This is a genomic window from Streptomyces sp. NPDC017448 (genome assembly GCF_044330565.1).
Taxonomy (GTDB): domain Bacteria; phylum Actinomycetota; class Actinomycetes; order Streptomycetales; family Streptomycetaceae; genus Streptomyces.
Genome location: NZ_JBIRLM010000026.1, coordinates 80,081 through 106,346, shown reverse-complemented (window position 1 = coordinate 106,346; position 26,266 = coordinate 80,081). Strand labels below are relative to the sequence as shown.

The 26,266-nt window shown below is 72.9% G+C and carries 28 protein-coding genes and 1 pseudogene; 16 read left to right on the top strand and 13 right to left on the bottom strand.

The features are described from left to right. Nucleotides 1-157: 157 nt before the first annotated feature. Nucleotides 158-535, top strand: coding sequence for a hypothetical protein (locus ACH4K1_RS30435; RefSeq protein ID WP_398092757.1), 378 nt, complete (start codon nucleotides 158-160; stop codon nucleotides 533-535). Between the two features lie 97 nt (nucleotides 536-632). On the opposite strand, the gene ACH4K1_RS30430 is transcribed toward ACH4K1_RS30435, so the two are convergent. The 3 genes from ACH4K1_RS30430 to ACH4K1_RS30420 all read right to left on the bottom strand — a co-directional run bounded on the left by ACH4K1_RS30430 (nucleotide 633) and on the right by ACH4K1_RS30420 (nucleotide 3,397). Next, entirely contained in the window at nucleotides 633-1,619 is a 987-nt protein-coding gene (locus ACH4K1_RS30430; protein ID WP_398092756.1) for a heme A synthase, read from the bottom strand. 87 nt (nucleotides 1,620-1,706) lie between these two features. Next, nucleotides 1,707-2,474: an ABC transporter permease gene (locus ACH4K1_RS30425; RefSeq protein WP_398092755.1), complete on the bottom strand. Its 768-nt coding sequence runs from the start codon at nucleotides 2,472-2,474 to the stop codon at nucleotides 1,707-1,709. After that, nucleotides 2,471-3,397, bottom strand: coding sequence for an ABC transporter ATP-binding protein (locus ACH4K1_RS30420; protein ID WP_398092754.1), 927 nt, complete (start codon nucleotides 3,395-3,397; stop codon nucleotides 2,471-2,473). Before ACH4K1_RS30420 ends, ACH4K1_RS30425 begins: the two co-directional genes overlap by 4 nt. A 136-nt stretch (nucleotides 3,398-3,533) precedes the next feature. On the opposite strand from ACH4K1_RS30420, the gene ACH4K1_RS30415 reads away from it, so the two are divergent. From ACH4K1_RS30415 to ACH4K1_RS30380, 8 genes are all read left to right on the top strand, one after another. Further along, nucleotides 3,534-4,277, top strand: coding sequence for a helix-turn-helix transcriptional regulator (locus ACH4K1_RS30415; protein ID WP_398092753.1), 744 nt, complete (start codon nucleotides 3,534-3,536; stop codon nucleotides 4,275-4,277). Beyond that, complete coding sequence (gene sufB / locus ACH4K1_RS30410) at nucleotides 4,274-5,695, top strand: Fe-S cluster assembly protein SufB (protein ID WP_073769124.1); 1,422 nt, start codon at nucleotides 4,274-4,276, stop codon at nucleotides 5,693-5,695. Before ACH4K1_RS30415 ends, sufB begins: the two co-directional genes overlap by 4 nt. Before the next feature lie 99 nt (nucleotides 5,696-5,794). Further along, complete coding sequence (gene sufD / locus ACH4K1_RS30405; RefSeq protein WP_398092752.1) at nucleotides 5,795-6,976, top strand: Fe-S cluster assembly protein SufD; 1,182 nt, start codon at nucleotides 5,795-5,797, stop codon at nucleotides 6,974-6,976. After that, a complete protein-coding gene (locus ACH4K1_RS30400) occupies nucleotides 6,976-7,293 on the top strand; it encodes a bifunctional 3-phenylpropionate/cinnamic acid dioxygenase ferredoxin subunit (protein ID WP_014156911.1) in 318 nt (105 codons plus the stop codon). Before sufD ends, ACH4K1_RS30400 begins: the two co-directional genes overlap by 1 nt. A 7-nt stretch (nucleotides 7,294-7,300) precedes the next feature. Then, the gene (gene sufC / locus ACH4K1_RS30395; RefSeq protein WP_073769120.1) at nucleotides 7,301-8,065 is read left to right on the top strand and encodes a Fe-S cluster assembly ATPase SufC; all 765 of its coding nucleotides are present in this window, start codon (nucleotides 7,301-7,303) and stop codon (nucleotides 8,063-8,065) included. After that, the gene (locus ACH4K1_RS30390; protein ID WP_398092751.1) at nucleotides 8,062-9,330 is read left to right on the top strand and encodes a cysteine desulfurase; all 1,269 of its coding nucleotides are present in this window, start codon (nucleotides 8,062-8,064) and stop codon (nucleotides 9,328-9,330) included. The genes sufC and ACH4K1_RS30390 overlap by 4 nt, the downstream gene beginning before the upstream one ends. Before the next feature lie 10 nt (nucleotides 9,331-9,340). Next, nucleotides 9,341-9,796, top strand: coding sequence for a Fe-S cluster assembly sulfur transfer protein SufU (gene sufU, locus ACH4K1_RS30385; protein ID WP_398092750.1), 456 nt, complete (start codon nucleotides 9,341-9,343; stop codon nucleotides 9,794-9,796). Then, nucleotides 9,793-10,131: a metal-sulfur cluster assembly factor gene (locus tag ACH4K1_RS30380; protein WP_030117349.1), complete on the top strand. Its 339-nt coding sequence runs from the start codon at nucleotides 9,793-9,795 to the stop codon at nucleotides 10,129-10,131. The genes sufU and ACH4K1_RS30380 overlap by 4 nt, the downstream gene beginning before the upstream one ends. Before the next feature lie 79 nt (nucleotides 10,132-10,210). Here ACH4K1_RS30380 and ACH4K1_RS30375 read toward each other — a convergent pair whose 3' ends face one another. Next, nucleotides 10,211-11,197, bottom strand: coding sequence for a hypothetical protein (locus tag ACH4K1_RS30375; RefSeq protein WP_398092749.1), 987 nt, complete (start codon nucleotides 11,195-11,197; stop codon nucleotides 10,211-10,213). 288 nt (nucleotides 11,198-11,485) lie between these two features. Between ACH4K1_RS30375 and ACH4K1_RS30370 the strand changes: the two genes are divergently transcribed. Together ACH4K1_RS30370 and ACH4K1_RS30365 are read left to right on the top strand one after the other, a co-directional pair. Next, the gene (locus tag ACH4K1_RS30370; RefSeq protein ID WP_228994201.1) at nucleotides 11,486-11,812 is read left to right on the top strand and encodes a multidrug efflux SMR transporter; all 327 of its coding nucleotides are present in this window, start codon (nucleotides 11,486-11,488) and stop codon (nucleotides 11,810-11,812) included. Further along, nucleotides 11,812-12,375: a TetR/AcrR family transcriptional regulator gene (locus tag ACH4K1_RS30365; RefSeq protein ID WP_398092748.1), complete on the top strand. Its 564-nt coding sequence runs from the start codon at nucleotides 11,812-11,814 to the stop codon at nucleotides 12,373-12,375. The genes ACH4K1_RS30370 and ACH4K1_RS30365 overlap by 1 nt, the downstream gene beginning before the upstream one ends. A 68-nt stretch (nucleotides 12,376-12,443) precedes the next feature. Here ACH4K1_RS30365 and ACH4K1_RS30360 read toward each other — a convergent pair. Then, a pseudogene (locus tag ACH4K1_RS30360) lies at nucleotides 12,444-12,587 on the bottom strand (HxlR family transcriptional regulator); the annotation flags it as partial. 170 nt (nucleotides 12,588-12,757) lie between these two features. Between ACH4K1_RS30360 and dapD the strand changes: the two are divergent. Further along, entirely contained in the window at nucleotides 12,758-13,756 is a 999-nt protein-coding gene (dapD, locus tag ACH4K1_RS30355; RefSeq protein WP_228994204.1) for a 2,3,4,5-tetrahydropyridine-2,6-dicarboxylate N-succinyltransferase, read from the top strand. A 63-nt stretch (nucleotides 13,757-13,819) separates the two neighbouring features. Here dapD and ACH4K1_RS30350 read toward each other — a convergent pair whose 3' ends face one another. After that, on the bottom strand, nucleotides 13,820-14,701 hold the full coding sequence (locus tag ACH4K1_RS30350) for a 4-hydroxy-tetrahydrodipicolinate synthase family protein (RefSeq protein ID WP_398092747.1): 882 nt from the start codon (nucleotides 14,699-14,701) through the stop codon (nucleotides 13,820-13,822). A 197-nt stretch (nucleotides 14,702-14,898) separates the two neighbouring features. Between ACH4K1_RS30350 and ACH4K1_RS30345 the strand changes: the two genes are divergently transcribed. The 4 genes from ACH4K1_RS30345 (at nucleotide 14,899) to ACH4K1_RS30330 (ending at nucleotide 18,540) form a co-directional block, all read left to right on the top strand. Next, nucleotides 14,899-15,561 carry a DUF4232 domain-containing protein gene (locus ACH4K1_RS30345; protein ID WP_398092746.1) on the top strand — a complete coding sequence of 221 codons (663 nt, stop codon included), beginning with the start codon at nucleotides 14,899-14,901 and terminating at the stop codon, nucleotides 15,559-15,561. 122 nt (nucleotides 15,562-15,683) lie between these two features. Continuing rightward, nucleotides 15,684-16,403: an antibiotic biosynthesis monooxygenase gene (locus ACH4K1_RS30340; protein WP_398092745.1), complete on the top strand. Its 720-nt coding sequence runs from the start codon at nucleotides 15,684-15,686 to the stop codon at nucleotides 16,401-16,403. A gap of 138 nt (nucleotides 16,404-16,541) precedes the next feature. Further along, the gene (locus tag ACH4K1_RS30335; RefSeq protein WP_398092744.1) at nucleotides 16,542-18,032 is read left to right on the top strand and encodes a hypothetical protein; all 1,491 of its coding nucleotides are present in this window, start codon (nucleotides 16,542-16,544) and stop codon (nucleotides 18,030-18,032) included. A gap of 277 nt (nucleotides 18,033-18,309) precedes the next feature. Beyond that, nucleotides 18,310-18,540, top strand: a complete 231-nt coding sequence (locus tag ACH4K1_RS30330; RefSeq protein ID WP_003969918.1) for a hypothetical protein — start codon at nucleotides 18,310-18,312, stop codon at nucleotides 18,538-18,540. Between the two features lie 108 nt (nucleotides 18,541-18,648). On the opposite strand, the gene ACH4K1_RS30325 is transcribed toward ACH4K1_RS30330, so the two are convergent. The 7 genes from ACH4K1_RS30325 to ACH4K1_RS30295 form a co-directional block, all read right to left on the bottom strand. Continuing rightward, entirely contained in the window at nucleotides 18,649-19,854 is a 1,206-nt protein-coding gene (locus ACH4K1_RS30325) for a TerD family protein (RefSeq protein ID WP_398092743.1), read from the bottom strand. A 114-nt stretch (nucleotides 19,855-19,968) separates the two neighbouring features. After that, entirely contained in the window at nucleotides 19,969-20,190 is a 222-nt protein-coding gene (locus tag ACH4K1_RS30320) for a hypothetical protein (RefSeq protein ID WP_398092742.1), read from the bottom strand. Between the two features lie 81 nt (nucleotides 20,191-20,271). Beyond that, on the bottom strand, nucleotides 20,272-21,498 hold the full coding sequence (locus tag ACH4K1_RS30315; RefSeq protein WP_398092741.1) for an MFS transporter: 1,227 nt from the start codon (nucleotides 21,496-21,498) through the stop codon (nucleotides 20,272-20,274). 163 nt (nucleotides 21,499-21,661) lie between these two features. Next, a complete protein-coding gene (locus ACH4K1_RS30310) occupies nucleotides 21,662-23,113 on the bottom strand; it encodes a peptidoglycan D,D-transpeptidase FtsI family protein (protein WP_398092740.1) in 1,452 nt (483 codons plus the stop codon). Between the two features lie 147 nt (nucleotides 23,114-23,260). Continuing rightward, nucleotides 23,261-23,923 carry a response regulator transcription factor gene (locus ACH4K1_RS30305; protein WP_228994213.1) on the bottom strand — a complete coding sequence of 221 codons (663 nt, stop codon included), beginning with the start codon at nucleotides 23,921-23,923 and terminating at the stop codon, nucleotides 23,261-23,263. Next, entirely contained in the window at nucleotides 23,920-25,278 is a 1,359-nt protein-coding gene (locus tag ACH4K1_RS30300; protein WP_398092739.1) for a sensor histidine kinase, read from the bottom strand. Before ACH4K1_RS30300 ends, ACH4K1_RS30305 begins: the two co-directional genes overlap by 4 nt. Continuing rightward, complete coding sequence (locus ACH4K1_RS30295) at nucleotides 25,275-26,252, bottom strand: hypothetical protein (protein ID WP_398092738.1); 978 nt, start codon at nucleotides 26,250-26,252, stop codon at nucleotides 25,275-25,277. The genes ACH4K1_RS30300 and ACH4K1_RS30295 overlap by 4 nt, the downstream gene beginning before the upstream one ends. Nucleotides 26,253-26,266 lie beyond the last annotated feature (14 nt).

Here is a 26,266-nt window from a genome sequence, read left to right as displayed (position 1 = left end):
TCCACACCCCTCAGGCCCCGTTCCTCCGGGGGGGGGCGGGGGGCCCCCCCCCCCCGCGGGCCCCCCCCCCCCCCCCCGGCCCCGGGGGGGGGGGGGGCCCCCCCCCCCCCCCCCCCGCCCGTCGCCAGTTCATCTACCCGTCGGTAGCATCCTGTTCATGGCAGAGACGGCAGTAGAAGCGAACGAGACCGGGCAGACCCCGCGGACCGACGCCAGGAAGGCGGCGCGCGCCGAGCGCAGGGCGGCGAAGCTCGCCCGGGAGATCGGCGCCTTCGCCAAGCAGCACGGCGGCGCGGAGGGTCAGCTCGCCTACATCGGCCAGGCGGGCGCCCGCATCGTCCTGGTCGGCCAGGACGGCGCTTGGGGCGACCTGGTGGCCCCGACGTACGCGGTGGCCGAGAGCGCGGCCGCGAAGTCCGGCATCACGCTGCACGACGAGTTCGACGGCGAGTTCGCGCTCAAGGTCCGCACGGGACCGTACGAGTGGTCCCGGATGGCCGGGATCCAGGTCGGCGGCCCCTCCAACGAGAGCTGAAACGCTCCGGGGGACGACGGCGCGGCGCCGGAGCGGGTACGGCGAAGGGGGCGGCGGGCATCATGCCCGCCGCCCCCTTCGCCGTACCCGAAGGCTCTCAGCCCGCCGTGGCGGACGCCTTCTCCGTCCGCTCGGAGGACGGGCCCGGCAGCGGGGCGGACGTCTCGTCCCCGCGCTCGCGCATGCTCAGCACCAGCCGGAGCACCGCGATCCACAGAACGGCCGAGCCGAACATGTGGATGCCGACCAGGATCTCGGGGACGTCGCTGAAGTACTGGACGTACCCGATGGCGCCCTGGGCGAGCAGCACGAGCAGCAGGTCCCGGGCGCGGGCCCGGGCGTCGGCGGGCGCGTCCACCACCCGCAGCGCCAGCCACATCGCGATGGCCAGGGCGCAGACCACCCAGGCGGCGACGGCGTGGACATGGGCGGCGGCCGACCAGTCCCACGGCATGCGCGGCACGTCGCTGCTGTCGCCGGCGTGCTTGCCGGAACCGGTCACCGAGGTGCCCAGGACGATCAGGACCACCGTGGTCGCCACGATCGCCCAGGCGAGCCGGCGCACCGGCAGCGGGGCCCGGGGGCGCGGCGGGCCGTCGCCCTCGCCGATCCGCACCCAGGTGATCACGGTGAGGGCGAGGAGCGCGTTGGCCAGCAGGAAGTGCCCGGCCACCGTCCAGGGGTTGAGGCCCGCCCAGACGGTGATGCCGCCGAGGACGGCGTTGCCCAGCACGACCCAGAACTGCGACCAGGCCAGCCGGGTCAGCTTGCGGCGGCGCGGCTTCATCGAGCTGACGGCGACGATCGCCCAGCCGACCGCGGCCGACAGCACGTAGGTCAGCATGCGGTTGCCGAACTCGATCGCGCCGTGCAGCCCCTGTTCCGGGGTGGCGAACAGGCTGTCGTCGGTGCACTTGGGCCAGGTGTCGCAGCCGAGGCCCGAACCGGTGAGCCGGACGGCCCCGCCCGTGACGATGATGAAGACGCTCATCATGACGGCGGAGAGCGCGGCGCGCTTCACCACCCGGGTGGACGGCGTCCAGCGCTTGGCGATGAGGGAGATGGGGGTTTCCACGCCGACCATCGTAGGACGGGGCTTGTGCACGATTTCACGAGGGGTGGGTCCGTACCCGGATGCCCGGAGAAGTCCAGCCGTACGGCCCCGGCGGGGCTACTCCCAGCGGAAGAACTTCGCCGCGGCGCCGAGCCCCAGCACCGCCCACACGGCCAGGATCCCCGCCTGGTCCCACGGCATCGGGGCGCCGTGCTGGAGAACGTCCCGCAGCCCTCCGGAGAGCGCCGACACGGGCAGCAGTTCCAGCGCCGACCGCACCGCGTCCGGGAACTTGTCCAGCGGCACGATGATCCCGCCGCCGACCAGCAGCAGGAGGAAGACCAGGTTGGCGGCGGCCAGGGTCGCCTCGGCCTTCAGCGTCCCCGCCATCAGCAGCCCGAGCCCGGAGAACGCGGCGGTCCCCAGGACCAGGAGCAGCGCCACGGAGAGCGGGTTGCCGTGCGGCGACCAGCCCAGGGCGAAGGCGATCGCCGTCAGCAGCGCGATCTGCAGCACCTCGGTGACCAGCACCGACAGCGTCTTCGCGGTCATCAGCGCCCACCGGGGCAGCGGAGAGGCCCCGAGCCGCTTGAGGACCCCGTAGCGGCGCTCGAAGCCGGTGGCGATGGCCTGGCCGGTGAAGGCGGTGGACATCACGGCGAGCGCCAGGACGCCCGGGGCCAGGAAGTCCACCGCGGCGCCCGAGCCGGTGTCGATGACGTCGACCGCGCTGAACAGCACCAGCAGCAGCGCCGGGATGATCACCGTCAGCAGCAGCTGCTCGCCGTTGCGCAGCAGCATCCGGGTCTCCAGCGCGGTCTGCGCGGCGATCATCCGGGGGATCGGGGCGGCGCCGGGGCGCGGGGTGTACGTACCGGCGCTCATGCGCGCAGCTCCTTGCCGGTCAGTTCGAGGAAGACGTCCTCCAGGGTGTGCCGCTCCACGGAGATGCCGTCGGCCATCACGCCGTGCTGGGCGCACCAAGAGGTCACGGTGGCCAGCAGCTGCGGGCCGACGTTCCCGGTGATGCGGTACGTCCCCGGCAGCGGCTCCGCCGCGCCGGAACCGTCGGGCAGCGCCTTGAGGAGGGAGCCGAGGTCGAGCCCCGGGCGGCCGGTGAAGCGCAGGGTGTTCTCCGCGCCGCCCCGGCACAGCTCCTCGGGGGCGCCGTGGGCGACGACCCGGCCCGCGTCGATGATCGCGACGTCGTCGGCGAGCGCCTCGGCCTCGTCCATGAAGTGGGTGGTCAGCACCGTGGAGACCCCGTCTCCGCGCAGCTCGCGCACCAGCTCCCAGGTGGCGCGGCGGGCCTGCGGGTCGAGCCCGGCGGTCGGCTCGTCCAGGAAGAGCAGTTCGGGCCGGCCGACGACCGCCATGGCCAGGGAGAGGCGCTGCTGCTGGCCGCCGGAGAGCCGTCGGTAGGCCGTGCGGCCGCAGTCGCCGAGGCCGAGGCGCTCGACCAGGGCGTCCACGTCGAGGGGGTGGGCGTGCAGCTTCGCCATGTGCCGGAGCATCTCGTCGGCGCGCGCCCCCGAGTAGACGCCGCCGGACTGGAGCATCACGCCGATCCGGGGGCGCAGCCGTTCCGCGTCGGCGACCGGGTCGAGGCCGAGGACCCGCACGGTGCCCGCGTCGGGCCGGCGGTACCCCTCGCAGATCTCGATCGTGGTGGTCTTCCCGGCGCCGTTCGGGCCGAGGACGGCGGTCACCGCGCCCGCCGCGACGACCAGGTCGAGGCTGTTCACCGCGGTCTTCGCGCCGTACCGCTTGACCAGGTTCCCGACCTGTACGACGGGCTCGTTCTCCATGGCGCACCAGTCTAGGCAGCGTCCCGGAGGGGACGGCCCGCGGGGCCAGATTAGGTAACCCTAAGTGACGAATCGCACCGTAGATCGTTTCGGACCGTGGTTGTCAGGCCCGGACGAATTACGCAACAATGGTGTTGTGAAATACGACGGACGGGCTCCCCAGGAGGACCTCGCGACCGGTGAGCGCTCGACGCGCAACCGGGTCGCGCGATCCATCCTGGACCACGGCCCCTCCACCGTCGCGGACCTCGCGGGGCGGCTCGGCCTCACCCAGGCCGCCGTCCGCCGCCATCTCGACGCCCTCCTCTCCGACAACGTCGTGGAAGCCCGTGAACAGCGGGTCTACGGGGCGCGGACCCGCGGCAGGCCCGCCAAGGTGTTCGCTCTGACGGACTGCGGCCGGGACGCCTTCGACCAGTCCTACGACAAGCTGGCCGCCGACGCCCTGCGCTTCATCGCCGAGTCCGGCGGGGACGAGGCGGTCATCGCCTTCGCCCGCGCACGGATGGCCGCGACGGGCGAGGCGTACCGCGCGGCGGTCGAGGCCGCGGAGCCCCAGGGGCGCACCGAGGCCCTGGCCAAGGCCCTGTCCGCCGACGGGTACGCTGCTACGGCGCGAAGCGCGCCCGGCCCCCAGCAGGGTGAGCAGCTGTGCCAGCACCACTGCCCGGTGGCACACGTCGCCGAGCAGTTCCCACAGCTGTGCGAGGCGGAGACGGAATTCTTCTCCAGCCTCCTCGGAACCCATGTGCAGCGTCTGGCCACCCTCGCCCACGGCGACGGCGTGTGCACGACCTATGTGCCGCGCAGTGGCCACGCACCACCCCCACAGACCAACCATTCAGCATCTGCAAGCACGGCCGGGAGGAACCCCGCATGACGCTCCCCACGGAGACTGCCCACCCTGAGCTCGAGGGTCTGGGTACGTACGAATTCGGCTGGGCCGACTCCGACGCGGCAGGCGCGGCGGCGAAGCGCGGCCTCTCCGAGGCTGTCGTACGCGACATCTCGGAGAAGAAGAACGAGCCCGAGTGGATGCTGAAGCTGCGGCTCAAGGGGCTGAAGCTCTTCGACAAGAAGCCCATGCCGAACTGGGGCTCCGACCTGTCGGGCATCGACTTCGACAACATCAAGTACTTCGTGCGCTCCACGGAGAAGCAGGCGGCCTCCTGGGAGGAGCTGCCCGAGGACATCAAGAACACGTACGACAAGCTCGGCATCCCCGAGGCGGAGAAGCAGCGCCTCGTCGCCGGCGTCGCCGCGCAGTACGAGTCCGAGGTCGTCTACCACCAGATCCGCGAGGACCTGGAGGAGCAGGGCGTCATCTTCCTGGACACCGACACCGCGCTGAAGGAGCACCCGGAGCTCTTCAAGGAGTACTTCGGCACCGTCATCCCGGTCGGCGACAACAAGTTCGCGTCGCTGAACACGGCCGTGTGGTCCGGCGGTTCGTTCATCTACGTGCCCAAGGGCGTCCACGTGGACATCCCGCTCCAGGCCTACTTCCGTATCAACACGGAGAACATGGGCCAGTTCGAGCGGACGCTGATCATCGTCGACGAGGACGCCTACGTCCACTACGTCGAGGGCTGCACCGCCCCGATCTACTCCTCGGACTCGCTGCACAGCGCCGTGGTCGAGATCATCGTCAAGAAGGGCGGCCGCTGCCGCTACACGACCATCCAGAACTGGTCGAACAACGTCTACAACCTGGTCACCAAGCGGGCCGTGGCCTACGAGGGCGCGACCATGGAGTGGGTCGACGGCAACATCGGCTCCAAGGTGACCATGAAGTACCCGGCCGTCTACCTGATGGGCGAGCACGCCAAGGGCGAGACCCTGTCCATCGCCTTCGCGGGCGAGGGCCAGCACCAGGACGCCGGCGCCAAGATGGTCCACATGGCCCCGAACACCTCCTCGAACATCGTCTCCAAGTCGGTGGCGCGGGGCGGCGGCCGTACGTCCTACCGCGGACTGATCGAGATCGGTGAGGGCGCGCCGGGCGCGAAGTCCAACGTGCTCTGCGACGCTCTGCTCGTCGACACGATCTCCCGCTCGGACACCTACCCCTACGTCGACGTCCGCGAGGACGACGTGTCGATGGGCCACGAGGCGACCGTCTCCAAGGTCTCCGAGGACCAGCTGTTCTACCTGATGAGCCGCGGACTCACCGAGTTCGAGGCCATGGCGATGATCGTGCGCGGCTTCGTCGAGCCGATCGCCAAGGAGCTGCCCATGGAGTACGCCCTGGAACTCAACCGGCTGATCGAGCTGCAGATGGAGGGTTCGGTCGGCTAGGTCCTCGCCCGAGGACCACCGGGACGGCCGCTCGCGGCCGTCCCCGCCCCACCGAATCCCCCGAGTACGTGACTGAAGAAAGCGAGCACTACGACAGCCATGGCTGAGGCTCAGAACACTCCGGCGGGCTCCACCACCGCCGGCTCCATCGCGGTGGCCGCCGAGTCGACCGTCGCCACCCGCATGAGCGCACCCCCGTCCTTCGACGTCGCGGACTTCCCCGTCCCGCACGGCCGCGAGGAGGAGTGGCGCTTCACGCCGCTGGAGCGGCTGCGCGGGCTGCACGACGGCACCGCCGTCGCCACCGGCAGCGGGGTCAAGGTCGCCATCGACGCCCCCGAGGGCGTCACCGTCGAGACCGTCGGCCGCGACGACGCCCGCCTCGGCCGGGCCGGCACCCCGGTGGACCGGGTGGCCGCCCAGGCGTACAGCTCCTTCGAGCAGGCCTCGGTCGTCACGGTCGCCAAGGACACCGTGCTCACCGAGCCGATCCGGATCGCCGTGCACGGCGAGGGCGGCACCGCCTACGGCCACCAGCTCATCGAGCTGGGCGCCTTCGCCGAGGCCGTCGTCGTCATCGACCACACCGGCGACGCGGTGCTCGCCGCCAACGTCGACTACCTCCTGGGCGACGGCGCGAAGCTGACCGTCGTCTCCGTCCAGGACTGGGACGACACGGCCGTCCACGTCGGCCAGCACAACGCGCTGGTCGGCCGCGACGCCTCCTTCAAGTCCGTCGTCGTCACCTTCGGTGGCGACCTCGTCCGCCTGCACCCCCGGGTCGCCTACGCGGCCACCGGCGGCGAGGCGGAGCTGTTCGGCCTGTACTTCACCGACAAGGGCCAGCACCAGGAGCACCGCCTCCTGGTCGACCACAACACCCCGCACTGCACCTCCAACGCGGTGTACAAGGGCGCCCTCCAGGGCGACGGCGCGCACGCCGTCTGGATCGGCGACGTCCTCATCCAGGCCGCGGCCGAGGGCACCGACACCTACGAGATGAACCGGAACCTCGTCCTCACCGACGGCGCCCGGGTCGACTCCGTGCCCAACCTGGAGATCGAGACCGGCGAGATCGTCGGCGCCGGCCACGCCTCCGCGACCGGCCGCTTCGACGACGAGCAGCTCTTCTACCTCCAGTCGCGCGGCATCCCGGCCGAGGAGGCCCGCCGCCTGGTCGTGCGCGGCTTCTTCGCCGAGCTGGTCCAGCAGATCGGCCTCCCCGACGTCGAGGAGCGGCTGCTCGAGAAGATCGAGGCCGAGCTGAAGGCGTCCGTCTGATGGCCTTCGTCAAAGCCTGTGCGCTGAGCGAGCTGGAGGACGACACCCCCAAGCGGGTGGAGCTCGACGGCACGCCCGTCTCCGTCGTCCGCACCGAGGGCGAGGTGTTCGCGATCAACGACATCTGCTCGCACGCGAACGTCTCCCTCTCGGAGGGCGAGGTGGAGGACTGCGCGATCGAGTGCTGGCTGCACGGATCGTCGTTCGACCTCCGCACCGGCAAGCCGTCCGGTCTTCCCGCGACGCGCCCCGTCCCCGTATACCCCGTAAAGATCGAAGGGGACGATGTGCTCGTCTCCGTCACCCAGGAGTCCTGAGTCACCCATGGCAACGCTTGAAATCCGCGACCTGCACGTCACCGTCGAGGCCGACAACGCCACGAAGGAGATCCTCAAGGGCGTCGACCTGACCGTGAAGCAGGGCGAGACCCACGCCATCATGGGCCCCAACGGGTCCGGCAAGTCCACCCTCGCGTACTCGCTGGCGGGTCACCCCAAGTACACGATCACCGGTGGCACGGTCACCCTGGACGGCGAGGACGTCCTGGAGATGTCCGTCGACGAGCGGGCCCGCGCCGGCCTGTTCCTCGCCATGCAGTACCCGGTCGAGATCCCCGGTGTCTCGGTCTCCAACTTCCTGCGCACCTCCGCCACCGCCGTCCGCGGCGAGGCCCCCAAGCTGCGTACGTGGGTCAAGGAGGTCAAGGAGACGATGGCCGGGCTCCAGATGGACCCGTCCTTCGCCGAGCGCAACGTCAACGAGGGCTTCTCCGGCGGTGAGAAGAAGCGCCACGAGATCCTCCAGCTGGAGCTGCTCAAGCCGAAGATCGCCGTCCTGGACGAGACCGACTCCGGCCTGGACGTCGACGCGCTCAAGACCGTCTCCGAAGGCGTCAACCGGGTGCGGGCGACCGGCGAGGTCGGCACGCTCCTGATCACGCACTACACCCGCATCCTGAAGTACATCAAGCCCGACTACGTGCACGTCTTCGCGGGCGGCCGGATCGCGGCCTCCGGCGGCGCCGAGCTGGCCGACCAGCTGGAGAACGAGGGCTACGAGGCCTACACGAAGGGTGGCGCTTCCGCGTGACTGACGCCCGACAGGGGCTCTCCGGCCTCCTCGACACCGAGGCGATCCGCAAGGACTTCCCGCTCCTGGACCGCACGGTCCACGACGGCAAGAAGATCGTTTACCTGGACTCCGCGGCGACCTCGCAGAAGCCGCGCCAGGTCCTCGACGCGCTCAACACGTACTACGAGCGCCACAACGCGAACGTGCACCGAGGCGTCTACACGGTCGCCGAGGAGGCCACCGCGCTGTACGAGGGCGCCCGCGACAAGGTCGCCGCCTTCATCAACGCGCCCAGCCGCAACGAGGTGATCTTCACGAAGAACGCCTCCGAGTCGCTGAACCTCGTGGCGAACATGCTCGGGTGGGCGGACGAGCCCTATCGGGTGGACCGTGAGACCGAGATCGTCACCACGGAGATGGAGCACCACTCCAACATCGTGCCGTGGCAGCTGCTCGCGCAGCGCACGGGTGCGAAGCTGAAGTGGTTCGGCATCACCGACGACGGCCGGCTCGACCTGTCGAACATCGACGAGATCATCACCGAGAAGACGAAGATCGTCTCCTTCACGCTGGTCTCCAACATCCTCGGCACCGTGAACCCGGTCGAGCAGATCATCCGGCGCGCCCAGCAGGTCGGCGCGCTGGTCTGCATCGACGCCTCGCAGGCGGCCCCGCACATGGTGCTCGACGTGCAGGCGCTCCAGGCGGACTTCGTGGCCTTCACCGGCCACAAGATGGTCGGTCCGACCGGCATCGGCGTGCTGTGGGGGCGGCAGGAGCTTCTGGAGGACCTGCCCCCGTTCCTGGGCGGTGGCGAGATGATCGAGACCGTGTCGATGCACTCCTCGACCTACGCTCCGGCGCCCCACAAGTTCGAGGCGGGTACGCCCCCGATCGCCCAGGCCGTCGGCCTCGGCGCGGCCGTGGACTACCTCTCCGCGATCGGCATGGAGAAGATCCACCAGCACGAGAAGGCGATCACCGAGTACGCGGTGCGGCGCCTCCTGGAGGTCCCGGACCTGCGGATCATCGGCCCGGCGACGGCCGAGGACCGCGGGGCGGCGATCTCCTTCACGCTCGGCGACATCCACCCGCACGACGTGGGCCAGGTACTCGACGAGCAGGGCATCGCCGTCCGCGTGGGCCACCACTGCGCCCGCCCGGTCTGCCTGCGGTACGGAATTCCCGCGACGACGCGAGCGTCGTTCTATCTGTACTCCACCCCCGCCGAGGTCGACGCCCTGGTGGACGGACTGGAGCACGTACGGAACTTCTTCGGCTGAGGGTTGACTGGTGAAGCTTGATTCGATGTACCAGGAAGTGATCCTGGACCACTACAAGCACCCCCACGGGCGCGGCCTGCGGGACGGTGACGCCGAGGTCCACCACGTGAACCCCACGTGCGGCGACGAGATCACACTCCGGGTGAAGTACGACGGCGAGACCATCGCCGATGTGAGCTACGACGGCCAGGGCTGCTCCATCAGCCAGGCCAGCGCCTCCGTGCTGAACGAGCTGCTCGTCGGCAAGGAGCTGTCCCAGGCGCAGCGGATCCAGGAGGTTTTCCTGGAGCTGATGCAGTCCAAGGGGCAGCTGGAGCCGGACGAGGCGATGGAGGAGGTGCTGGAGGACGCGGTGGCGTTCGCCGGCGTCTCCAAGTACCCCGCCCGGGTCAAGTGCGCGCTGCTGAGCTGGATGGCGTGGAAGGACGCGACGGCCAAGGCGCTGTCCGAAGGGAAGACCGCATGAGCGACAACGAGACCGTGACCATGAAGCCGGCCTCCGAGGAGGAGGTCCGCGAGGCGCTGTACGACGTCGTCGACCCCGAACTGGGCATCGACGTCGTCAACCTGGGCCTGATCTACGGCATCCACGTCGACGACGCGAACATCGCCACCATCGACATGACTCTGACGTCCGCGGCCTGCCCGCTGACCGACGTCATCGAGGACCAGGCGAAGTCCGCCACGGACGGCATCGTCAACGAACTCCGGATCAACTGGGTCTGGATGCCGCCGTGGGGACCGGACAAGATCACCGACGACGGACGCGAGCAGCTCCGCGCGCTGGGGTTCAACGTCTGACGCGTTCCGGACATGCACGAACGGCCCTGCCCGCCAGTCGGACTGGCGGGCAGGGCCGTGTTCGGATGGGGCGGGCGGTTCAGAGGTGGGCGGGCGGCGGTCCGTACTGCTCGGGCAGGGTCGTCCCGGCCGCCTCCGCCAGGACCGGGCCCAGGTTCTCCGTGCGCATCCGGAGGTCCACGTACAGCAGGCCGACCACCAGCGGCGGGAAGATCGCGGTGAACAGCTGGGAGATCAGCTGGCTGACGAGCGACAGCAGGATCAGGCCGCCGAACACGGCGATGAGCTCCCCGGCGGTCGGATCGGCTTCCACGTCCGCGGGGTCGAACACGCCGGGGAGCATGCCGGCCGCCTGGAACGGCATCTGGATCATGTAACCGAGCGTGGCCGCCAGCCCGTACGCGAGCAGTCCGACGCCGAAGGTCCGCCACCAGCTCCCGCGCACCAGCCGGGCCGAGCGGCGCAGGGCGGCGACCGGGCGCTGCTGTTCGAAGACCACGACCGTGGGGGCCAGCGAGAACCGTACGTAGAGCCAGGTCGCCACCGGGGCGATGAGCAGGGTGCCGAGGAAGCCGAACAGCATCAGCGGCACCACGCCGTCCTCGTCGCCGAGCGAGACGGTGTAGATCATCAGGCCGACGAAGGCGGCCAGGAACAGCATCATCGGGACGATCAGGATCAGCCCGGTCAGGAACACCGTGCCGATGATCGCCCAGACCCGTGACCACGCGCGGCTCCAGACGGCGCCGAAGCGGATCGGGCGGCCCAGGACGGCCTCCTGGAGGACGACGGGCACGGCTGCCTGCACCACGGCCGAGGCCAGCAGGTAGACGATCACGCCGATGACCATCAGCACGCCGAACGCGATGCCGAGCGGGACCAGGACCGCCGCGTCCGGAGGCCCCGAGGAGTCGGACGTCAGCTCGTCCCAGTGGGCCGCGACGGCGGAGCCGGCCACCACCAGCGCGACGAGCATCACCAGCGTCGCCGCGCCGAACAGCGTCAGAGCGATACCGATCAGCGGCTTCCAGTACCTGCCGAGCGTCGAGAAGGCGCCGCTGAGCATGTCCGAGACCCGCAGCGGCGCCAGGGGTATCACCCCGGGCCTGGGCGGTGCCGCCCACCCGCCGTTCCAGCCTCCGCCCGGCCCCTGCGCGCCCCCGGGGAAGGGCCCCCCTCCGTGAGGTGCGCCCCCGTACGGGCCGCCGCCCCACCCTGCGTCCTGCGTCACTGCGTCTCCGTCGTGTCGTCGGCCCGGGTGTCCGGGCCGTGTGGTCGGTCGGCACACCGTAGCGTCCCGGACCTGGACCGATGATATGTACGGTCGTACGCAGCGTTGGGTACAGTCGTACACATGGGATACGCATACGGACTGCTGGCCGCCGCCATCGCGGCGGAGGTGGCCGGGACGACGGCCATGAAGTACAGCGAGGGCTTCACCCGGCTCTGGCCCTCGCTCGGCACCGCGGTGGGCTACCTCATCGCCTTCACCCTGCTCGCGCAGACCCTCAAGACGCTCTCGGTGGGCACCGCGTACGCCATCTGGGCCGGCGTCGGCACCGCGGCGGTCGCCCTCATCGGGATCCTGTTCCTGGGGGAGTCCGGCAGCCTGGTCAAGATCGCGGGCATCGCCCTGGTCGTCGCCGGGGTCGTCGTGCTCAACCTGGGAGGGGCCCACTGATGGCCCGCCGGTACGACCCCCACCGGCGGACGCGGATCATCGACGCGGCGCTGAGCGTGCTCGCGGCCGAGGGCATGGGGGGTCTCAGCCACCGCGCCGTGGCGGCCGAGGCCGATGTGCCGCTCGGCTCGACCACGTACCACTTCGACTCGCTCGACGACCTCCTCGTCGCCGCCCTGCGCCGGTGCAACGAGAACTTCGTCCAGGCCCTGCGCGACAGCGGCATCTTCGACGCGGAACGCGGAGGGGGCGGCTCGGAGGCGGACCTCGCGGACGAGCTGGCCCGGCTGCTGGACCGGTGGTTCGCGGGCGAGCGCGGAGCGATCGAGCTGGAGTACGAGCTGTACCTCGCGGCCCTGCGCCGCCCCGCGCTGCGGCCGGTCGCCGCCGAGTGGACCGAGGAGGCCGTCGGGCTGCTGTCCCGCCGCACCGACCCCGGGACCGCCCGCGCCCTCGTCGCGCTGATGGACGGCGTCTGCCTCCAGGTGCTGCTGGCGGGCGGCGTGTTCGACGCCGCGTACACCCGCGAGATGCTGGCGAGGATCGTGGCGGGCGGCGACTGAAGCCCGGGGCGGGCCCGGCCCCGTGAGCGGCGGTCGGCGGCCCGGCCCGGGCCCGCCGGGGGCGGGGTTCAGCCGGCCGGCTCCCGGTGCACCGCCTCCAGCGCCTCGCGCACGCTCGCCTCGATGTCCGTGATCGGGTACAGCACCTCCCGGATCGTCCGCTCCCGGTCCACCATCAGCGTCAGCCGCTTCAGCCGGCTCACCCCCGCCGCCCCCGCCCTCCTCCGGTCGCTCTGCGCCCTGCTCGCGGCGGCCGCGGGGGCGGCGGTGCCGGCGGCGCGGCGGCCGCCGGGCCAGGGGGCGAGGCGGCGGGTCGCGGGGAAGGGGCCGCAGGCCGAGACCGGTTCGCCCGAGCGGCCCCCGGCCGGTTAGGTTGCTGTTCATGACCGACACGATCTCCCAGGGTTCTGCCCGCACCACCGGCGCCGTCGCCGCCGGCCTCGCCACCGTCGCCGGTGACGGCACCGTCCTCGACACCTGGTTCCCCGCCCCCGAACTGACCTCGGACCCCGGCCCGGCCGGTACCACCCGCCTCAGCCGGGACGAGGCCGTCAACCGGCTCGGCGAGGGCGCCGCCAAGGCCGTCGGCGTGGACGCCCGGCGCGGCGTCGAGGTCGTCGCCGTGGCCACGGTCATCTCCTCGCTCGACGACAAGCCGCTCGACGCGCACGACGCCTACCTGCGCCTGCACCTGCTCTCGCACCGGCTCGTCCGGCCGCACGGCCAGAACCTCGACGGCCTCTTCGGCCTGCTCGCCAACGTCGCCTGGACCTCGCTCGGCCCGGTCGCCGTCGACGACCTGGAGCGGGTCCGCCTCAACGCCCGCGCCGAGGGCCTGCACCTCCAGGTCACCTCGGTCGACAAGTTCCCCCGCATGACGGACTACGTCGCCCCCAAGGGCGTCCGCATCGCCGACGCCGACCGGGTCCGGCTCGGCGCGCACCTCGCCGCCGGGACCACCGTCATGCACGAGGGCTTCGTCAACTTCAACGCGGGCACGCTCGGCACCTCCATGGTCGAGGGCCGCATCTCCGCGGGCGTCGTCGTCGGCGACGGCTCCGACATCGGCGGCGGCGCCTCCACCATGGGCACCCTCTCCGGCGGCGGCACCGAGCGCATCGTCATCGGCGAGCGCTGCCTGGTCGGCGCCGAGGCGGGCGTCGGGATCGCGCTCGGCGACGAGTGCGTCGTCGAGGCCGGCCTGTACGTCACCGCCGGCACCCGCGTCACCCTGCCGGACGGCCAGGTCGTCAAGGCCCGCGAGCTGTCCGGCGCCTCCAACATCCTCTTCCGCCGCAACTCGGTCACCGGCACCGTCGAGGCCCGCCCGAACAATGCGGTGTGGGGCGGCCTGAACGAGGTCCTGCACGCCCACAACTGAGGTCACCGCGCCGGGAGTCCGGTACGGCCCCGCGCGGGCCCGAACCGCCGCCCGCCGCCCCCCTCAGGCCGCGAGGAGTTCCTCGTACGCCTTCCGCAGCCCGTCGGCCGCCTCGCGCCCGGCGGGCTGCAGCGGTTCCCGGAGCGGGCCGGCGTCCAGGAGGGCCTTGGCGGTGACGGCGCCGGGGAGGCCGTTCGCCATCATCAGTTCGGTGAGGCGGACCGTGAGGCCGTTCAGCCGGGCCGCCTCGTCGGGGCGGCCCGTGTCGAACGCGTCCAGCGGCGCCCGTATCCGGCCCGGGACCACGTTCGCCACCGTACTGACACAGCCCGCGCCGCCCACCGCGTACAGCGGCAGGTTCAGCTCCTCACAGCCGGAGTAGTACGCCAGGGAGGTGCGGGCCATCACCTTCGTCGAGCCGAGCAGGTCGTACGCGCAGTCCTTCACCGCCACCACCCGGGGGTGCTCCGCCAGCCGCAGCAGGGTCTCCGGCTCGATCCGGACCCCGGTGCGGCCGGGGATGTCGTACAGCATCAGCGGCAGGCCGGTGGCGTCCGCGACCCGCAGGAAGTACGCCTCGACGGCGGCCTGCGGCGGACGGCTGTAGTACGGGCTCACCACCAGCAGCCCGTCCGCGCCCGCCTCCTCGGCCCGGCGCGCGCGGCGCAGGACGGTCGCGGTGTCGGGGCCGCCGACGCCGGAGAGCAGCGGTACCCCGTCCCCGACCTCCGCCCGGACGGCCCGCAACAGGGCGGACTTCTCGGCGTCCGTCGTGGTGGGGGACTCGCCCGTGGTGCCGCTGAGGACGATGCCGTCGCAGCCCTGGGTCACCAGGCGGGCGGCGTGCGCGCGGGCGGCGTCCGGGTCCAGCGCCCCGGTGGCGGTGAAGGGCGTGATCATGGCGCAGAGGACGCGGCCGAAGGGACGCGGTGCGGTGGCGGTCATGCCCGAAGTGTCGGCTCCGGCCATCGGGCGGGTCCACTTAGATCTTCTGGGGGTGAAGGGAAAGGATTGCTGAAGTGTCCTGGTGGCAGCCCCGCTTCCCCTCCGCCCGCTCCCGTCCTCCGGCCCGCCGCCTCTCCTCTGACATGATCGATCGGACGGCCGGACGATCGGACGGCCGGGCGCGGCGAGGGGGCGGCATGGACGGCAGGGGCAGGCGCATACGGGGACGGGTCTCGGCCGTCCTGACAGGGGCCGCGGCGGTGGTGCTGACCGGCTGCTCCGGCTTCCTCGTCCCGGCCGGTGAGGGGGAGCGGCCGGAACCCGCCCCCTCCGCCTCCGCGCCCCGCTCCGGCGCCGTCCGCGCCGAGACGCTCCCCCCGGCCCCCGCGCCCGCCTATGGATCGCCCGCGCGGCCCGGCCCGACCGCCGCCCCGCCCGGGAAGTGCCCCGCCTCCGGGGCCGTGGTGGAGATGGGCCCGGTGGAGACCGGCATGATGCACCGGGCCGTCGTGCTGACCCTCACCAACTGCGGCCGCGAGCCCTACGCCGTCGACGGCTACCCCGGGGTCCGGGCCCTCGGCGAGGACGGCCGCTCCCTCCCGGTGAAGGTCAACGAGGACGGCTCGTACTTCGGCAGCGACCCGGGGCCGAAGAAGGTCCTGCTGGGCCCCGGCGACACCGTGAAGTCGATCCTCGCCTGGGTCTCCACCCCCGAGGGCGGCGACCTGATCGAGGGCGACGCCCTGGCGGTCTCGGCCGCCCCCGGTCTTCCGGCGCGGGTCTTCCCGCTGGAGGGCCACGACATCCGGCTGATGGACGAACTCAACACGACGGCCTGGCGCACCGAACTCGCCACGTGACGCCCGAGGTTCCCGCGTGCGGCGGCACCCCCGGAGGAACGGCCTTGACCTCGCTCGCGCTTGAGGTGTGACGGTGGTGACCGTGGCACACCGACCGGTGCGCACGAGAGGGGAAGACCGTCATGACCACCCACCTGACCGGCCGCCCGGACCCCGCCCGCCCCGATGCCGCGATCGCCAAGGCCAGCACCTGGAACGTGGGGACGCCCCAGCGGCAGGCGGAGGCCGTCGACGCCATCCGGAAGGCATGGGAGAGCCGGGAGTGGCCGCACCGCGGCCTCCTCTCCTACAGCGTCTACGCGGGGGAGGACGGCGCGACGCTCCTGCACTACTCCCAGTGGACCGGCGAACAGGCGTACCAGGACTTCGTACGGGAGGGCCGCGACGCCCGCAACGCCGAGATCGACGCCGCGGTCCCCGGCATCGAACGCCTCGGACTCCACACGTACGTGGTGTACCGCTCCGGCTTCCGGGCCGAGGGCGACACCCGGGAGACCGGCTGCGTCGTGATCGTCGACGTCGAGTTCGACGGACCCGACCCGGCGAGGCAACGCGACTGGGTGGACAGCGTGTTCGAGGCGCTCGCCGGTGAGCCCGAACTGCCCGCGGGGGGCCTCGCCGGACACTTCCACACGAGCACCGACGGCGCCCGGGTCCTCAACTACGCGGAGTGGGAGAGCGCCGAGCACCACATCGCGGCCCTCGCCGCACCCGGTGAGGGGATCGGCTCCCACTCCCCCCTCTGGGAACGCGTCCAGAGGTATCCGGGCATGACCGGCGGCGGCGTGAACCGCTACACCCCGGCGCTCAGCATGGAACCCGGGGCGGACGGCCGGGGGTGAGGCGGAAGAGGCGCGGCCGGCCGACGGGCGGAGTCCCCTGAGCGGTGGGCGGCATGCGGTGAATTGCGTCTAGGCTGGGGCGGCTGAACCGCGTACGCCTTCCGTACGCTCCGAGCACGCACCGAGGAGAAACCCCCGATGTCCGCAGAGCGCCCCTCCATGCCGCCGGTGCGGCTGAACTCCGAGGCCGAACTGGCACGGGACGCGCTCGCCGCTCCGCTGCTGGTCCGCGCCGTGCGGCTCGCCCGCTGGGCCGGGCCGGAGACCCGGGTCGGCGCGGGCGGTGAACTCGTCGAGGCGCAACTCCCCGCAGCCGCGGAGCACTTGGGGCTCGCGGCGGACGAGGAGGGTGCCGCGTACGCCAGCGAGGCATGGCGGCTCGCCGTGGACACCGGGCTCCTCGACGTCACCGACCCCGACGAGGCCGGACTCCCTGACGGCACGGACGGCCCGGAGGCCGAGGGCACCGTCACCGCCGGCGAGAACCTGGCGCTGCTCACCGGCGGCTCCCCGCAGGACGTCCTGGCCATCTGGCTCGACGGCCTGGACGCCGTGCACGCCGACGCCACCGCGCCCGTCCTGGACGACTTCGCGGACCTGGTCGGCGAGGACGGCTCGATCGACTTCGAGGCGCTGGACTGGGATCCGGAGGCCGAGGCGGAGTTCCTCGACGGCGTGCTCGGCAACCTCTACCTGCTCACCCTGGTGGACAGCGGCGCGGGCGGCGAGCCGGTCCCGCTGCCCGCGCTGGCCGCCTCGATGATCGTCCCCGACGACATGGGCGAGCCCACCGACGACATCCTGGAGCAGGTGTCGGAGGCGATGATGCGGCTGGACGACCAGTTCCGGCTGCTCGAACCGATCGGGATCGTCGAGTACCGGCCGGTCGACGAGGCGTTGCTGGTCGAGGAGGGCGAAGCGGCGGACGGCTCCACCGCGGGGGCCGACGACGATGACGTCACCCGGTACGGCATGGTCAAGCTCACCCCCCTCGGGCTGTACGGCGTCCGCGCCCGCATGCTGGAGGCGGGGGTGGACGCGCCCGCCGTGGGCGACCTCGCGGGCGAGGGGGCCGAGGCCCTTCTCGACGGCATCGCGCACTACCCGGAGTCCGCCGCCCGCGCCGAGGTCACCCTCTGGCTCGCGGGCCGGGGCACCGGGGACGCGGTGACGGCGGCCGCCGAGCTGCTGGCCGCCGCGCGCGGTACGGACGAGGGTGCGCCGCTCCGCCGCCTCCACTGCCAGCAGGCCCTCGCCCTGACCGGCCCGGAGGCGGAGCCGGCCGTACGCGCGGTGCTCGACGACCCGGAACTCGGCGGCCTGGCCCGTGTCTGGCTCGCGGAGCGCGGCGCCGCCGACGTGCCCGCACCGCCGGAGGAGATGATCTTCTGGCTGGCCGTCGACACCATCGCCGCCCAACTGGACGCCGACGGCGAGCTGGACGAGCTCCAGGGCCTCGTGGAGGGCCTGTCCACCCAGCACAGCGGCTTCTTCGACGAGGTCTGGCGCGTCGACCACCCGGCCACCGCCGACGTCCTGGAGGCCATGGGACGCCTGCACGGCGACAAGAAGGCAGCCAAGGAGGCCCGCAAGGCGGCCTTCAAGGCCCGCTCCCGCGCGGGCGGCTGAGGGCCCCTGCCGGCGAGCCCCCGCGCACCTGTGTCACCTGTCCGGGCCGGACGGTGATCCGCGGAGCACGGCCCTCCTCAAGAGTGTTCTTGGAGCCGGTGGCGCGGCCCTGGGCCCCGGGGGCTCTCCGCTGCCGTGTTCCGGCGGTTTCCGCTGCTGGGGACGGGTGCGGGCGCCGGGTGGCCGGGGGGAGTGCTGGTTACGATCCGGTATTTCTGGGGGGCCCGGGCGTCGGCGGGCATGGCGTCGGGCCATCGCAGGGCGCATACTCGTGGCAATGAAACAGTCAGCCGGCTCCCGGCGTCACCTGCCGTCCAGTCCCTTCAACCGCCCGGCCCAGGAGGCCCCACCGGTCGAATGCTTCGATGTGGGCGACCGGGTGTCGCACGACCAGTTCGGGCTCGGCAGGATTCTCGCTGTCGAGGGCGACAACGATGCTGTCCTCATCGACTTCTCGGGGCGCCAGGGAAGGATCCTGAGCCCCTACTCCAAGCTGACCAAGCTCTGAGCGGCGGGCGGAGCGGGCGCCGTCAGCCGCCCGCCCCCTCCGCTCGTCCTCGCGTTCCGGGGCGCCCCCAGCAGGTCCGGGGCGCCCCGGACCTGCTTCGGGGTCCGGTCACAGGGCCTGCGCGGCGGGCTTCACCATGCCCCGCACGGTGCGCGACTTCACGAACTCGCCCAGCGCGGTCATCTCCCACTCGCCGGTGAACTGCCTGATGAGCTTGGCCATCATCACGCCCGTCTGCGGCTCCGCGCCGGTGAGGTCGAAGCGGACCAGTTCCTCCCCCGACGCGTCGTCGATCAGCCGGCAGTACGCCTTGGCGACCTCGCTGAACTTCTGACCGGTGAAGCTGTTCACCGTGAAGACCAGACCCGTCGCCTCCGCGGGAAGCCGGCCCAGGTCCACCATGATCGTCTCGTCGTCCCCCGCGCCCTCGCCGGTGAGGTTGTCCCCGGAGTGCTGGACCGCACCGTTCAGGATGGTCAGCTTGCCGAAGTAGCAGCTGGCCAGGTGGTTGCGGTTGGGGCCGTAGGCGATGACCGACGCGTCCAGGTCGATGTCCTTGCCGCGGAACGCGGGCTCCCAGCCCAGGCCCATCCTGACCCGCGAGAGCAGGGGCGCTCCGCCCTTGACGAGGGACACCGTCTGGTTCTTCTGGAGGCTGACCCGGCCCTTGTCCAGGTTGATCTTCCCCGAGCCGGCGGACGCCGGGGCCGCCGGGGGAGAGGGCGGTGCGATCCGGGGGTCCACGGGAGCGGCCACCGGCGGGGCGGCCGGGGCGGGGGCCGTCCGCACCGGCGGGGCGGCCGGGGCCGGGGGCTCCTCGACCGTGACGCCGAAGTCCGTGGCGATCCCGGCCAGCCCGTTCGCGTACCCCTGGCCGACCGCGCGTGCCTTCCAGGCCCCGTTGCGCCGGTAGATCTCGATGATCACGAGCGCCGTCTCCGAGCCCAGCTGCGGCGGGGTGAAGGCGGCGAGGGCGCTGCCGTCGTCCGCGTCACGCACGGTGGCGGTGGGCTCGATGCCCTGGAAGGTCTGGCCCGCGGCGTCCGGGCTCGCGGTGACGACGATCTTCTCGATGTCCGGCGGTACGGCCGCGGTGTCCACCACGATCGCGTCGGGCGCGGAGCCTCCGCCGGAGCGGTAGGTCACGCCGGAGCCGGAGGGCTGGTTGTAGAAGATGAAGTCGTCGTCGGAGCGCACCTTGCCGTCGGCGGTGAGCAGCAGGCCCGAGACGTCGAGCCGCACCGGAGCGGCGACGTCCACCGCCACGCGGGCGGCGGAGAGGGGAAGGTTCGAGCCGGGGGTCATTGCGGTCATGCACGGGGTAACGAACGACCCGGCTTTGCCGTTCCCTTACCTTCGGCCGTCCGGACGACAGGCGGCGAGAGGCTGCGGGCGACGGGCGAGAGGCTGCGGGCGACGGGCCCGGCCTCAGCGGCGGTTGCGCGGGTGGGCGCGGGCGGTCCGCTCGTTGCCGTGCTTGTACGCCCCGGTCCACCGCGCCATCACCAGCTGGGCGTCGCCCGAGACCACCTCGGCCAGGAACTTCTCCGCCCGGCCGCCGCGCAGGGTGCCCGCGGCGCGGCCGTGGTGGGTGATGGTGACGCTCCGGTCGCCCTGCTGTTCGTACTGGAATCCGGAAGGTTTCGGCATGCGCGTATCGTGCCCGGCCGACCGTGCCCGCGTCACGCGATTTCCGCCGCCCGCCGCCCGCCGCCCGGTCCGTCGACCGGGTCACCGTCCGCGCGGGTGCCGCCCCGTCCGGACTCCCGCCGCGAGGACCGCCGCCGCCAGCACCCCCAGCGTCCCCGCCGCCACCGCCGGCACCCGTACGTCCACCACGGCGACGAGCCCCGCCCCCGCCGCCAGTGCCGCCGCGTTGGGCGCCGTCATCAGGGAGCCCGCCGTCGCCGCCGTACGCCCCAGCACCGCGTCCGGCGTCTCCCGCTGCACCGCCGTCGTCGCCGCGATCAGCACGCACGGCAGACCGAACCCGATCGCCGCGCTCGCCGCCAGGGCCACCGCGTCCAGCGGCACCGCCCGCGCCGCCACCGCCAGCCCGAACAGCGCCGTCCCGCCCGCCGCGAACGCCCGCTCCGGCACCCGGCGCAGCAACGGCCCCGCCAGCAGCCCGACCGCCACCGAGCCCGCGCCCTGCACCGCGTACAACACCCCCGCGTACGCGGGCGCGCGGCCCAGCACGTCGTCGACGTACGCGAAGGTCACGGCCCCGTTCACCCCGGCCGCCAGCATCGTGACCGCCCCCGCCGTGACCAGGGGGCGCAGCACGGCCGAGGCGCGGATCCGCCGCAGCCCCGCGGCGAGTTCATCGCGCCAGGACTCCGCCCGCTCCGGGCCCCGGACGCGCGGGCCCTCCCGCACCGGCAGACTGGCGAAGACCAGGGCGGCCAGCACGCACGTCGCCGCGGCCGGCAGCGCCACGGCCGGGCCGCCGAACCGCGTGTACAGGCCCGCCCCCGCCAGCGGGGCGACCAGCTTCACGCCCTCGTTGGCCGTCATCCGCAGCCCGTTGAAGTCCGCCAGCAGCGGGGCGGGCACGGTCCCCGCCACCAGTGCCGACTCCGCCGCGTCGAGCAGGACGCCGCCCGCCCCGTAGAGGACCAGCACCGCGAAGACCAGCCAGACCGTGCGACCCGAGACCACCAGCAGCAGCGTGGACAGCAGGCAGGCCATCGCCAGGTTCACCCGGACCAGCAGCGGCTTCCGTCCCACCCGGTCCGCGAGCGCGCCGATCGCCGGTCCCGCCGGCACCGGGGCCCACATCGCGCACACCGTCAGCGCCGCCAGGCTGTCCGACCCGGTCAGCGACTTGACCCAGATCCCCGCCGTGAGCCACATCGCCGACGTACCGAAACCGGAGACGACCACCCCCGCCAGATACCGCCCCGCCACCCGGTCCCGCAGGACCCGCGCCACCGCCGTACCGCCCGTTCCGCCCATGCCGTTCCGGCCTCCGCTCCGTGATCCGCACCCACGCCGTGCGGCTCATGCTGCGGAGTAAGGCGGTGCGACGGCATCGGGCGGATTGCCTAGCCCGGCCCGCCGGGGGAGGAGGGCGAGGGCGGGGCCCGGGGCGGTTCGCGCGTCACCCCGGTCCGCCCGTTCACCGCTCCAGCGCCGCCTTCATCATCTTCCGCGCGACCGGCGCGGCCAGCCCGTTTCCGCTGACCTCGGAGCGCGCCGAGTCCGAATCCTCGACGATCACGGCCACCGCCACCTCCTGGCCGCTCCCGCGGTCCTTCGCGTACGAGGTGAACCAGGCGTACGGGGTGTTGCCGTTGTCCACGCCGTTCTGCGCGGTGCCCGTCTTCCCGCCGACCTCGGCCCCGGGAATCCGGGCGTTGGCGCCGGTGCCCTCCTCGACGACCGTCACCATCGCGCTCCGCAGCTGCTTCGCCGTGGACTCCTCCACCACCCGCTCCGTGTCGTCGTCCCCGGTCTCCTCCAGTACCGTGCCGTCCCCGTCCGTCACCCGGGACACCAGGTGCGGCGCGGCCAGCTCGCCGCCGTTGGCCAGCGCCGAGGTGACCATCGCCATCTGGAGCGGGGTCGCGGTGACCTCGAACTGGCCGATCCCCGTCAGCGCCGTCTGCGCCTCGTCCATCCCGGTCGGATACACGCTCTTCGCCGCCCGCACCGGGACGTCCAGCTTCTCCGTGTCGAAGCCGAACGCGTCCGCCATCTCCTTCACCTTCTCCTGGCCGAGATCGACGGCAGCCTTCGCGAAGACGTTGTTGCAGGAGTACTGGAGAGCGGTGCGCAGGGTCGCGTTCTCGCACGGGGCGGAGGCGTTCTCGTTGCGCAGGACGGTGCTGGTGTTCGGCAGGGTGTACGGGTCGGGGCTGTCGGTGGGCTCGTCGACCGAGCCGTACAGCCCGTTCTCCAGCGCCGCCGCCGCGACCACCAGCTTGAACGTGGAGCCCGGCGCCAGCGGCTGCCGCAGCGCCCGGTTGACCAGCGGCTTGTCCTCGTCGTCCAGCAACGCCTTCCAGGCGTCGCCGTCCGCCGTCCCGCTGATCTCCGAGGGGTCGTACGAGGGGGTGGAGACCATGCCGAGGATCCGCCCGGTCCTCGGGTCCATCGCCACCGCCGCGCCCTTGTCGTCGCCGAGCGCCTCGTAGGCCGCCTTCTGGACGTCCGGGTCGATGGTGGTGAGGACGTTGCCCGGCGTCGCCTGTTCGCCGGTGAGGAGGTCCTTCGGGTTCTTCAGCCGGTCGTCCGTGCCGTCCAGGACGTCGCCGTAGACCCCTTCGAGCTGGGTCGCTCCGTACGCCTGCGAGCTGTAGCCGGTGACGGCCGCGTACAGCTCGCCGTGGGTGTACGTGCGTTTGTACCGGAGGTCGCCGCCCGTGGTCCCCTTCGATCCGGTGACCGGCGAGCCGGCCACGATGATGTCCCCGAGCGGCTGCGCGTACTGCGCGATCGTCTTCCGCCGGTTGTGCTCGTCGTCTGCGAGCGCCTTGGCCTCGTAGCCCTGCACCCACGTCGCCCGCACCAGGAGGGCGAGCACCATGAGCAGGCAGAAGACCGAAGCGCGCCTGATTGTCTTGTTCATCCCGCTGGAGGGACGAGCGGGACGCCTCCGGACGTTCCTGGGTGTGCCGCTTCTCACCCGCTTCTCACCCGTTTCTCACCTGGTGCGCCGTCACCGGCGTCCGTGTCCCTCGGGTGCGGCGCGGGCGCCCGGCCGGTGCCGGGCGGCTCAGGCCGGGGCGATGAAGCCGGAGGTGTACGCCGCGATGACGGCCTGGGTGCGGTCCCGGGCCCCGGTCTTCGCGAGGACCGCCGCCACATGCGTCTTCGCCGTCGCCGGTCCCACCGAGAGCCGCCCCGCGATCTCCGCGTTGGTCAGCCCCGCCGCCATCAGCCGCAGCACGTCGGCTTCCCGCCCGGTCAGCCGCGCCGCCCACGCCGGGGCGGCGGCCGGCTGCCGCGCGGCGTGCTCGGCGGCCAGTGTGCGCACCGCCGCCGGGTAGAGGAGGGAGTCGCCGCACGCCACCAGCCGCACCGCCTGCACCAGCTCCTCGGCCGCCGCCCGCTTCAGCAGGAACCCGGCCGCTCCGGCGCGCAGTGCCTCGTACACGTAGGAGTCGTTCTCGAAGGTCGTCACGACGACGATCCTCGGCGGGTCCGCCAGGGTGGCGAGGATCTGCTCCGTGGCCCGGATGCCGTCGATCTCCGGCATCCGCACGTCCATCAGCACCACGTCGGGCCGCAGCTCCCGCACCACGGAGACGGCCTCCGCGCCGGTGGCGGCCTCCCCGACGACCTCGATGCCCTCCTCGGCGTCCAGGATCACGCGCAGCGCCGTGCGCACCATCCGCTCGTCGTCCGCCAGCACCACGCGCACCGGGGCCTCGCTCATCGCCGCTCCTCCGCTTCCGTTCCCGTACCGGCCGTTCCCATCCCCGGGCCCTTCGTTCCCGCCTCCGGGGCCGCCCGGCCCCTCGTGCCGGTCCCCGCGCCCGGCCCCGTCAGCGGCAGCCGGGCGGTCAGCCGCCAGACGTCCCCGCACGGGCCCGCCCCGGTCCGGCCGCCCAGCAGGACGGCCCGCTCCGCGACGCCCTTCAGCCCGCGACCGCCCCCGGGGCGCGCCACGGCGGGCCGCCTGCCCAGCGGATTCTCCATCACGATCTCCAACTCCCCCTCCCGCACCGCGACCAGCAGCCGTACGGGCGCCTGGCCCCCGCCGTGCCGCAGGGCGTTGCTCAGCCCCTCCTGGACGATCCGGTACGCCTCCCGCGAGACGTCCGGCCGCACCACGCCCGGGCCCTCCGGGTCGCCCTCCCGCTCGTACGCCACCGGCACCCCGCAGTGCGCCAGCAGCCCGCCCAGCGCGTCCAGCCCCGGCCCGTACGCCACGCCCTCCTCGTCCGGCTCCCCGTCCCGCCGCAACAGCCCGAGGACCGCGTCCAGCTCGCCGACCGTCCGCCGCGTCGTCTCCTCGATGGCCGTCAGCGCCTCGCGGACGAACTCGGGATCGCGGTCCAGGACCCGGCGCGCCGCCCCCGCCTGGAGGGTCACCGCGCTCAGCGCGTGGCCCACCGAGTCGTGCAGCTCCCGGGCGAGCCGGTTGCGTACCGCCAGATCCGCCGCCCGGCGCTCGGCGGCGGCCAGCCGGTCCTCCGTCCCCGGCCCCAGCAGGGCCGGGGCCCGCCGGGCCAGGAGCTCCCCGGCTGCCGCGGCGGCCAGCGCCAGCGCCGCCAGCATCACGACCCCGGCGACCGGCGCGAGGACCATGGCCCACGGCTCCCGCAGCACGCTGGGGCCCTCGGCCGGCCAGGTGTTCCGGGGCCCCGCGAAGAACGGCAGGACGGCCACCGCCACCGCGAACGGCGGCAGCGCCAGCGTGCACCCGCTGACGATCCCGCCGAGCGCCAGGTGCAGCGTGTACCAGCCGGCCGTACGCACCCGGGCCTGCCGGGTCCGGGCCGGCCCGTCGGCCAGCAGGGCGGGTGGAACCCCGCACAGGGCGCGGGCGGCGGCCACGGACAGCGGGCGGACGAGGGGGAAGAAGCCGGTGACCGCCGCCATCGGCAGGGCGAGGGCGAACGCGGCGAGCTGGGCGGGCAGGGAGGAGAAGACCTGCTTCCCGCCGCCCCCCATGCCCACCAGGACCGTGCCGACCAGGAAGTACGGCATCAACAGCGCGCCGCCGATGATCAGATGCAGCCAGCGCAGCCGAGCCCGCCGTCCGAACAGCGCGCGGACCGCCCTCATGGCAGCCGGTTCTCGCGGGGCGCGGGGTGCGCGGGGACAGCGACAGGAGAGGGGCCGGGGACGGAGGCGGGCCGGCTCGCCGAGCGCTCCGCGAAGAAGTGCGCGCCCAGTGTCACGACGAGCGCCCCGGTCAGCATCTGCACACCGTAGATCACCACCATCACCGTCGTCGGCCGGTCGGCTCCATCGCCCGCGCTCGACAGCGCGGCGATCGTGAGCCAGCCGCCCCAGCACGCCATCTGGGCCGAACCGGCCCAGGCCAGGGCGAGCGGCATCCGCAGCGGCAGCCGGCCGCCGCGCCGGAAGGCGAGCAGCAGGACCCCGACGGCGGCGCAGACGATGAACACCGCGCTGACCGCTTCGACCACGTAGAAGTCGCTCGTGCGGCCCGCTGCCCGGCCCGCGTCGAGCCCGGCGGTCGAGCCCGCGGCCCACAGCAGGTGGACGGCGGCGGGGACCGGGGCGAGCACCGCAACGGCGACGGCGGTCGCGCGCAGGGCGGGGGTGGTCGGGCCGTCCGGCACGTCCCGCAGCCGCCCCTGCCACAGGTGGCCCCAACGCTCTCTGGCGTAGAGGACGAAGAGGGCGCCGAGGGTGAGGCCCTGGAGGATGAAGCCGCCGTAGACGATGCTGAAGACCCACGGTTCGAGGAACGGCTCGGCGCCCCCGTCGGCCGCCGGACGTCCACCGTCACCGCCGAGGAGCCGCGCGGCCAGCTGGAGCGGGTAGGCCGTCATGATCGGCAGCAGCAGTCCGCTCGCCACCCACATGGGCAGCACCAGCAGCCAGGCGGGCACCCGCACGCCCCACGGACGGGTGAGGAGCAGCGCGAGGACGACGACCGCGGCGTCCATCACCACCGTGGCCGCGTTGGCGACGATCAGCGGTGTGCCGCCGTCCAGCAGGCTGCTGCCCTCGGGAATGCCGAGCCGGCTGCCCGCCGTCCAGGCGACCTTGAGGGCGACGTAGGGCACACAGGAGGCGATGG